Below are 4,346 nucleotides of genomic sequence, written 5' to 3'. Positions count from 1 at the left end.
TACCTTTTACCGCTGGTATGATCTGTATCAGCGCTTTGGCGAAGAAGCGCTGGAAGATCAGCGTCCCGGCCCCAAGCGTGCATGGAACCGGATCCCCGACAAGGTGCAGGCACAGATACTGGAGATGGCGCTGGAACGCTGCGAGCTAAGCCCGCGAGAGCTGGCGGTGACATTTACCGATGAACAGCGCTACTTCGTGTCGGAGGCGAGCGTTTACCGCCTGCTCAAGGCCCATGACCTGATCACCAGCCCAAACTTCATCGTCATGAAAGCCGCCAGCGAGTTCAAGGACAAGACCACGGCGCCCAACCAGCTGTGGCAGACTGATTTTACCTACCTCAAGATCATTGGCTGGGGCTGGTATTATCTGTCGACGATCCTTGATGACTACAGCCGCTATATTATCAGCTGGAAGCTGTGCACGACCATGCGCGCAGAAGATGTCACCGATACGCTGGAGCTGGCTCTTGAGGCATCAGGCTGTGCGTCGGCGCATGTGCTGCACAAACCGCGCCTGCTCAGCGACAACGGGCCAAGCTACGTTGCGGGTGAACTTGCGGATTATCTGGCCGACAAGAAGATGCGCCACATTCGCGGTGCACCGTTCCATCCACAAACCCAGGGCAAGATCGAGCGCTGGCACCAGACCCTCAAAAACAGCATCCTGCTTGAAAATTATTATCTGCCCGGTGATCTGGAGGCTCAGGTCGAGGCGTTCGTCGAGCATTATAATCACCAGCGTTATCACGAGAGCCTGAAAAACGTTACACCCGCTGACGCCTACTTTGGCCGGGCCGAAGCCATCATCAAACAGCGAGAAAGGATAAAACGAAAAACCATCGAAAATCGGCGCTTGCAATACCGCAAGATCGCCGCCTAATATCAACCAACCGATGGAACCAAATACTCGCCTATTTTAAACCGGTATCAGTCTCAAATTATCTGACGACGGACAATGTGTAATCACTATCGAAACAACCCCGAAGCAATCCCCACATGGCTGGAATACATCGGTGCGGCTGGTGACACACCCTTCTCAGAGATCAAAATCGATGTCTGGCCGAAATATCAGGGCATGGTTGCGCGTCTCGACGGCGGTCAGAAGATACTCGACACCATGCAGTGGGGGTCCCGCTAACAATGAAGGGAAAACGTCCTGGCACGACCATTACAAAGCGAATAACCAACGTCCGCAACCTATCAAGCTCCTTCTGGCGATCGATGCTCACAAAGGCTCAAAATCGCTGCCTCGTGCCCTTCACGAGGTTCGCCGAACCCAAGCCCAAGGCGGGGAGAGAGGAATGTTGGTTCGAGGTCAATGAAGCGTCCGTCTCGGCGTTCGCTGGTATCTGGCGCCCCTCCGATGAAGGCAATGTTTTTGCGTTTCTGACATGCGAGCCTAATCCTCTTATCAAGCCAATTCACCCCAAGGCCATGCCGGTGATATTGCACCCTGAGGATTATGATGATTGGCTGTCTGGAGATGATGCGGAGAGGTTTGCGGTGCCGTTTCCTTCACAGCTGATGTCGATGGCCGTTTAGTCTGCTGCTTGTATTTGCTGTATGGCTTGGCAGGTCCCTCAGATGTAAAGCTAAGTTGACAATAGTTGGTCAAATATTGACGGATATCGGCTCATATTTTCTGCCCGTCACCGGCGGGTCGAGAATTCCCAGTAATTAGCCGATTTTGCCTGGTGTCGCGATTTCGCCTCGGTTGATAGGTCAACCAGACTTTCTGGGTTCCGCCGATGACTTCACCAGCCAACCTATCAGCGCGAACCAGCCGATATACCCATTCAAGAAAACACTGTCCTACATAGAACATTTAGTGAACATGACGTTTCCCTTGATACGACTAGCAGGTTCATCATGATTGTTTTGGATAGTTCTTCCCTCATTGCACTGGCGGCGGTCATCGCCAGCATATCATCATTCATCTGGGCGCTTCGCAGAAAACCGTGACCTTTGTTGCTGAGGAACGGCTGGTAGCCATGGCACTGGATGCTCTAGAGCAGATACTCGCCCTTTCTGCTGAGGATTGCGTCAGCCGCACGAGATCGATTGCGGTGTGCCTCGCTTACCTCGCATCACGGGACGTCTCTGAGAGATGGCCCTTTGACGAATTCTGGAAATGGTTGGATTGTGACGATAAACACGTGCGGTCAGGAAACCTCAACCGGTGCTTGAATGGGATATATCTGCAGGTCGGCGTGAAGAGAACAAACGATATGATGTTTAAATACAAGACGCCCGACAAATCATCATAGGCTGGTGTTCGCTGGCCGACAGTCGGTTTTTGGACCTTTCAGCAGCAAAAGCGGACTCTTCCCTGGGCGCAATCGGAATGGCTGCTTGCGCCCCACTTGCGGTCGTTCCGCACGATGTGTATTATGTTGCGGTAATGCCAACTTCGGTCTCAAGAGGTGTTTATCACCACGGAAAGCGCCACCGCTTTGTGGCCACGGCAAAGGATGATAGTCCTGAAGCATTCAAGGCGGCCTTGGACGAGTTGGAAGAGAAAGTGCGGGCATTTACCGGAGCCACTACTCCGAAAGTCTCTCGACAATCATACCGAAAGAAGAAGGGCAGCTAACCACCCACTTCTTGACGTTCGAATGCGGGCAAACAGTATGCGCTGAATGTCTGTTTTCAGAAACAAGCGGCATCGGTAGTGACAATGTTTGCGCGCTCAGCGGCCATCCTAGAGCAATACGAACCCACCACGAAGCCACCCGCTTCCAAGACATATCGACCTTATGCTGCTTGCATCGTCAACAGCAAAAGGAAATGCACGATATGCGATTTTACCTATATGAAGTGGAGATAGAGCGGAGCAGCGGCTGGTCAAAGGCCCATGTCGTCGCGCCGAGCGAGCAGCGCGCTGCAGAGTTAATTTTCGACCAGGACACGTTGCTTGGACAGGATCACCTGCAGTTCACACTGGAACGAGTCGATGAAACATTATCCGGTGACCAGCGCAAAGGTCTGGACGACATGCTCGACAATTCCCCGGTGGGCATTGCAAGTTACAATAAAACTATAGGCTGGATTGGGCACATCGCAGCGGTACCGCAGCTTCAGTTATTTGGGATTGAAGACAGCATGGGTTCGCAGACCTATGTGATCGCACCCAACAAAGACATTGCGGCAACGCTTTATCTGGGCAGCAATGTTTTGTCAGATGGTGAACAAAGAATTTTCAGGTTCTTCGACGGACTTGCGGACCTACCGCCTGACCACATCCACAGCCTAGATTGCCTGCTGGAATTCGGACCGGTGGGTGTCGTCGACTTTCATCCTGAAAGCGGCTGGTCAGTATCATAGCACCCTTGCCCTGAATCAGCTTGCCTCGAATTGGAACACCAATTCGAGGCAAGCTATTCTATTAGCTGCGGCCTAAGGCTTGCTACATGGTCAACGGTTTATAATCCGCGCGAGTGATGGTAAGCTTTTCGCCCCCGTCGCTCGTAATATCGACGCTCTCGCCCAATTCGATATTGGCCGGTGTAGTCCAGCACATCTGGCCCTCATCGTTCATGGCGCTAGTGAAACACTGCTTTCCGTCGAGCAGCACGTAGGTGCCGTGGTCGAAATGCTCATCTCCGGCGTTTGCAATGTAATTGCCGCTCGCGTCGATAGACTCCATGATCTCCTTGTCATCCTGCACGAATGTCCAGGTCGTCTCATGCAGGGACATAGTTTCTGCAGGAGCCTCCACCTCGGCAACCGCCACGGTTTCTTGTTCAGCTTCCGGGCTTCCGCAAGCTGCGAGCATCGCGACACTGGTAATGACAAATAGCTTTTTCACTAGGTCCTCCTTTGATCGAGCCGAGAGCATATCACTTTCAAACAAGCGTCCAAAGTGGTTTCTCGGATAGCCCGTCGACCCTTGTCTCCCATTGTTGGCAATAGAGGTGATAGATGTCCGCTACCCATTCACAAGCGAGCACAAGCACGAGAGCATTAGCCTGCGTAAGCGACAACCAATCATGTCTTGAAATTTTGGTAGCGGAGGAGGGACTCGAACCCCCGACACATGGATTATGATTCCACTGCTCTAACCACCTGAGCTACTCCGCCAACCGGTTCCGGGGATCAACTCGATCGTCGCGAAACGCTGTCTGGACCGCGGCGCTATAGTCATAGCGTCGGGCCCGGTCAACAAGCTCTCGCGAGAAAATATGCTAAAGCTTGCACGGCCAATACGATCCGCGCTAACAGCGCTTTCCGAGCCGACGTCGGGCATCAAGGGGCAGATATGAACGCATTTTATGACATATTGATTGTTGGCGCTGGCCACGCAGGCGCACAGGCCGCCATTGCGTTGCGTCAGAAGAAATTTGCAG

General features: G+C 52.9%; 4 protein-coding genes and 1 tRNA gene. 3 read left to right on the top strand and 2 right to left on the bottom strand.

The features are described 5' to 3' along the window. From ACEW8J_RS06190 to ACEW8J_RS06180, 3 genes are all read left to right on the top strand, one after another. The coding region (locus tag ACEW8J_RS06190) for an IS3 family transposase (RefSeq protein ID WP_373490771.1) at positions 1-880 on the top strand (880 nt) is incomplete at its 5' end. A gap of 260 nt (positions 881-1,140) precedes the next feature. Then, a complete protein-coding gene (locus ACEW8J_RS06185; RefSeq protein ID WP_373490770.1) occupies positions 1,141-1,542 on the top strand; it encodes an SOS response-associated peptidase family protein in 402 nt (133 codons plus the stop codon). A 1,254-nt stretch (positions 1,543-2,796) separates the two neighbouring features. Further along, positions 2,797-3,324: a hypothetical protein gene (locus tag ACEW8J_RS06180; protein ID WP_373490769.1), complete on the top strand. Its 528-nt coding sequence runs from the start codon at positions 2,797-2,799 to the stop codon at positions 3,322-3,324. Positions 3,325-3,406: 82 nt separating this feature from the next. Here ACEW8J_RS06180 and ACEW8J_RS06175 read toward each other — a convergent pair whose 3' ends face one another. Next, on the bottom strand, positions 3,407-3,808 hold the full coding sequence (locus ACEW8J_RS06175) for a hypothetical protein (RefSeq protein ID WP_373490768.1): 402 nt from the start codon (positions 3,806-3,808) through the stop codon (positions 3,407-3,409). Between the two features lie 195 nt (positions 3,809-4,003). Next, positions 4,004-4,080, bottom strand: a tRNA-Met gene (locus ACEW8J_RS06170). Between the last annotated feature and the right edge of the window lie 266 nt (positions 4,081-4,346).

Origin of the sequence: Parasphingorhabdus sp., assembly GCF_041748495.1 — a bacterium.
Classification (GTDB): domain Bacteria; phylum Pseudomonadota; class Alphaproteobacteria; order Sphingomonadales; family Sphingomonadaceae; genus Parasphingorhabdus.
The sequence above is the reverse complement of the archived record's forward strand: the minus strand, read 5'-3'. Positions and strand labels throughout refer to the sequence as shown.

What these genes read in the sequence shown, in the direction of transcription:
- ACEW8J_RS06185 (WP_373490770.1), top strand. Translation starts at nt 1,141, where the DNA reads ATGAAGGGAAAACGTCCTGGCACGACCATTACAAAGCGAATAACCAAC.
- ACEW8J_RS06180 (WP_373490769.1), top strand. Translation starts at nt 2,797, where the DNA reads ATGCGATTTTACCTATATGAAGTGGAGATAGAGCGGAGCAGCGGCTGG.